This window comes from uncultured Brachyspira sp., from assembly GCF_949287625.1.
Lineage (GTDB): Bacteria > Spirochaetota > Brachyspiria > Brachyspirales > Brachyspiraceae > Brachyspira.
On the sequence record NZ_CASEGO010000158.1, the window covers coordinates 1 to 3,957 of the forward strand.

Below are 3,957 nucleotides of genomic sequence, written 5' to 3' on the forward strand. Positions count from 1 at the left end.
TACCGCTTATTGATGATACTATGCCTATAATATTTTCTTTCCAATATAGAGAAAGAGATAATATTATTGCACTCGCTGTTATGATCCATAATATTTCTAAAGCTTTCCAATTTTTAAGTTCATTTTTTATAAAATTTTTCATTGCAGTGTTTTTATAATTATATTATAACTAAACAACTGTAATTTGTCAAAATTAATTTTTTAAATTTTAAATATTATGCATTTTAATAGTAAAATAACAAACTTTCAAAAACTATTTGTCAATAATTTTTGAAATAAATCTAATAATTTTACCTTTGATTATATTCCATAGTTATTAAATTTGAATAAAATTAAAGGATATAAAATGAAAAAAATTATAACAATATTTATAGTTTTAATGTCTGCTTTTATAATATCATGCGGACAAAAAACTTCTGATAATAATACAGATAATCATTCATCACATTCTATGAACAATATGCATAATACAAAAAGCTCTGAAATTATAGACTTGATGCATGATCCTATGATGGAACAGCCTTTTGAAAAAACTCAGAATATTGATGCTGACTTTCTAGTAAACATGATACCGCACCATCAAGGTGCTATTCTTTCTTCAAAAAAATTATTAGAAACAACAACTAATGAGGCTTTAATAACTTTGGCTAATAATATAATAGCAGAACAAGAAAAAGAAGTTTCGGAATTTACAACTTTAGTTACTGAATTAAAAAATAAAAATACAAGCTACACAGATATAGATACTCAGGCTTTAGGAAACGAAATGGAAACAATTATGAATAATATGATGAAGGATATGTCTTCCATTGAAGTTACTGGAGACAATGATATTGATTTTTTAAAAGGTATGATACCTCATCATCAGGCTGCTGTTGATGTTTCTAAAAAGATTTTAGAGTTTACTAAAGATGATAAAATAAAAGAGATTGCTAATAATATTATCGCTTCTCAGGAAAAGGAAATAGCAGATATGAATAATATGCTTAAGTAATATTAAATATTTTTATCATTTTCAAAAAGAGGCTTATAAAAATGAGTCTCTTTTTTTAATGCATTACTGATATAATCAAAAAATAAGGCAGAAGTATAAAATACCGCTGCCTAAAACATATTTATGAACAAAAATTTTATAGTGTTTTCATATCTATTACATATCTAAACTTTGCCTGTCCAGTAGTAAGTTTATTGTATGCTTCATCTATTTGGTTTGCAGATATTATTTCAGTTTCCGGATATATTTTATGTTCAAGAGAAAAATCAAGCATCTCCTGAGTTTCTTTAATTCCTCCTATCATAGAGCCGTAAACTTTTTTACCTCCAGCAAATATTAATCTTGCCAAATCTATACTTTGTTTAAGTTCAGCAGGAGGAAGTCCTACAATAGCCATCTCGCCGCCGTATTTAAGTAAATCAACATAATCATTAACATTATATCCTGTAGGTATAGTTGATATTATCAAATCAAAACGTACTTGTACTTCTTTTGCAGAAGTAAATAAATCTTTAGCTCCCATTTCTAATGCTTCTTTTTTCTTTTTGTCATTGCGTGCAAATACATAAACTTCTGCTCCCATATTAACAGCATATTTAACCGCCATAGAACCAAGTCCGCCGAAACCAGCAACTCCTACTATATCACCTTTTTTAACCCCTGAAAATTTTAAAGGCGAATAAGTTGTAATACCAGCACATAAAAGCGGAGCAACTTTTTCCATCGGAGCATCTTTTGGTACAGTAATAGCAAATTTTTCACTTACTACTATATTGTTTGAATATCCGCCGTAAGTAGGCTCATCATTATAAAAATGATCTTTACAGTCATAAGTAAGTACAGTTTGACCTCTTTCACAGAATTGTTCATGACTTTTTTTGCAGGCTTCACATTCTCCGCATGAGTTTACCATACATCCTACTCCTGCATAATCACCTATTTTAAACTTAGTAACATTCTTACCAACAGCAGCAACTTTACCAGCAATCTCATGACCTGGAACCATAGGATATATACCTTCATGCCATTCGCTTTTAGCTGAGTGTATATCGCTATGACATATACCAGCATACATTATCTCTATAAGTATATCATTATCACCCATAGAATGTCTTGAAAACTCAAACGGTTTGAATGTATCTGTTTTGCTGTGAACTGCGTATCCTTTTGCATTAATTCTTTTTCCAGAATTAGCTTCTTCTAAATTATTATCTAATAGCATATTAAATCACTCCTTAAAAAATATGGAAGTATTATAACATTAAAGTACACTCCAATGTCAATATGTATTTTTATTTTTTTTATTTAATAAACTTATTTCAAAACTAATTTAAATTCAACAATTTATCCTACATATAAAATATAATTAGTACGATTTAATAATAATTTTAATACTTGCACTTTCAAGAAGCCTATCCTAGCTTGTCGAGGATATAAGGTTCTTTTACGAAGTACGCAGAGTATATATACGGCGGGAAAAAGTTGAATAAAAGAATTAATAAACTTAAACATTTTCAGTATATAACAATTTTTGGAACTATAAACGCATACATTCTGATGCAAAATTATGATACACCGTTTTTTACTTCAAAAAATTAAGGAATACTTAAATTCAATATCTATGCCATCTGTGCATATATTGGTATATGTAAAAAATATATAAAAAAATAGGCTGTATAATTAAAATATAAAGCCTATTTTAAATTACTCAGTTAATAATTAATATAATTAATTTTTTTGAAGTTTATACAATCTGTCAGTTTCATAATAATATTTTATATTTTCACTTTTATCAAAGATTATAAACTGAAACTCTGTTATAGAATCATTTTCAACTTTCATAGTTAATGTATATTCACCTCTATAATCACTTGAATAATATGTATGTTTAGAATTATCCAACTTAATATTATTAAAATAAAAAGGAGTTGGTATATTCACTACAGCACTTTTATCTTTTTCATTAATATCAACATACACATTTTCAGGGTCAAATTCTGTAAGTTCTGTTCCATCCAATTTTTTAGCAATTAATTTTGCTTTTCCTCTAAATTCTACATAACCATCATCTTCAAAATTTGGTTCTGAAGTTTTATTTTCACTGCTGCTTATATCATTCTTAGAAGAAGTATTATCTGAATCAGTGTTATTTCCTGTTACATTTTCACTGCTGCTTATATCATTCTTAGAAGAAGTATTATCTGAATCAGCATTATTTTTTGTTACATTATCAGTATTTTGAAGAGGATTAGCAGGGTTATTTTTGGTACATGATGCCGCAAATAGAATTATCATTATAATTAAAAATATTTTTATTTTCATTTTTTATTTCCTTTATTTTTTATATGTCTTAAATATAACATTTTTATATTAGAAGTCAAATTTATTTTCATAAAAATGAATTTTTATGAAACGGATAATATTAGTAAATTTAAAAGTTTTATTGAAAATAGTAATATATCTTTACTAAAAAATAAAAATTATATATTTTTGTAAAAAATATATAAAATAACTATAAAATTATTTTATGTATTCTATGCACTCAGAATTGATTTTTTTAATATAGCTTAATTGATAATTTTAATTTTTATCATGTAAAAGAATAAAGCTAACCGTATTATAAAATTCAAAAACTGATTGTGCGGACAGCCAGAATAAAAAATCATTCATAATAAAGTATTAAAAAAATTTAAATGTCGGGAGTGAAAATAAAATTATACTTTGACATTTATACATTATTTAATTATAATATATTTATGAAAAATAAATTAATGACAAAACAAATAAAATATTTCAATCCTTTGAACGATTATTTTATAAGATATCTTTTTACTTATAAAGGAAGCAGCGAAAATATACTTCTGGATTTTATTAATTCTATAATGATTAATGCTAATATGAAAACTTTTCGTTCTTTAGAAATACTTACGCCATTTAATTTGAAGAGAAATAAAAATTTAAAA

General features: G+C 25.7%; 3 protein-coding genes and 2 pseudogenes. 2 read left to right on the forward strand and 3 right to left on the reverse strand.

The window, feature by feature from the left end:
* A pseudogene (locus Q1X91_RS14925) lies at window positions 1-142 on the reverse strand (nicotinamide riboside transporter PnuC); the annotation flags it as partial.
* Window positions 143-346: 204 nt separating this feature from the next.
* Between Q1X91_RS14925 and Q1X91_RS14930 the strand changes: the two are divergent.
* Window positions 347-994: a DUF305 domain-containing protein gene (locus tag Q1X91_RS14930; protein ID WP_300759294.1), complete on the forward strand. Its 648-nt coding sequence runs from the start codon at window positions 347-349 to the stop codon at window positions 992-994.
* Between the two features lie 136 nt (window positions 995-1,130).
* Here Q1X91_RS14930 and Q1X91_RS14935 read toward each other — a convergent pair whose 3' ends face one another.
* Window positions 1,131-2,216, reverse strand: a complete 1,086-nt coding sequence (locus tag Q1X91_RS14935) for an NAD(P)-dependent alcohol dehydrogenase (protein ID WP_300759296.1) — start codon at window positions 2,214-2,216, stop codon at window positions 1,131-1,133.
* A 506-nt stretch (window positions 2,217-2,722) separates the two neighbouring features.
* A complete protein-coding gene (locus Q1X91_RS14940) occupies window positions 2,723-3,316 on the reverse strand; it encodes a hypothetical protein (protein ID WP_300759299.1) in 594 nt (197 codons plus the stop codon).
* 434 nt (window positions 3,317-3,750) lie between these two features.
* Between Q1X91_RS14940 and Q1X91_RS14945 the strand changes: the two are divergent.
* Window positions 3,751-3,957, forward strand: a pseudogene (locus Q1X91_RS14945) (hypothetical protein); the annotation flags it as partial.

Excerpts from the sequence above, each read along its gene's own strand:
- Q1X91_RS14930 (WP_300759294.1), top strand. The coding sequence starts at position 347 with ATGAAAAAAATTATAACAATATTTATAGTTTTAATGTCTGCTTTTATA.
- Q1X91_RS14935 (WP_300759296.1), bottom strand. The coding sequence starts at position 2,216 with ATGCTATTAGATAATAATTTAGAAGAAGCTAATTCTGGAAAAAGAATT.
- Q1X91_RS14940 (WP_300759299.1), bottom strand. The coding sequence starts at position 3,316 with ATGAAAATAAAAATATTTTTAATTATAATGATAATTCTATTTGCGGCA.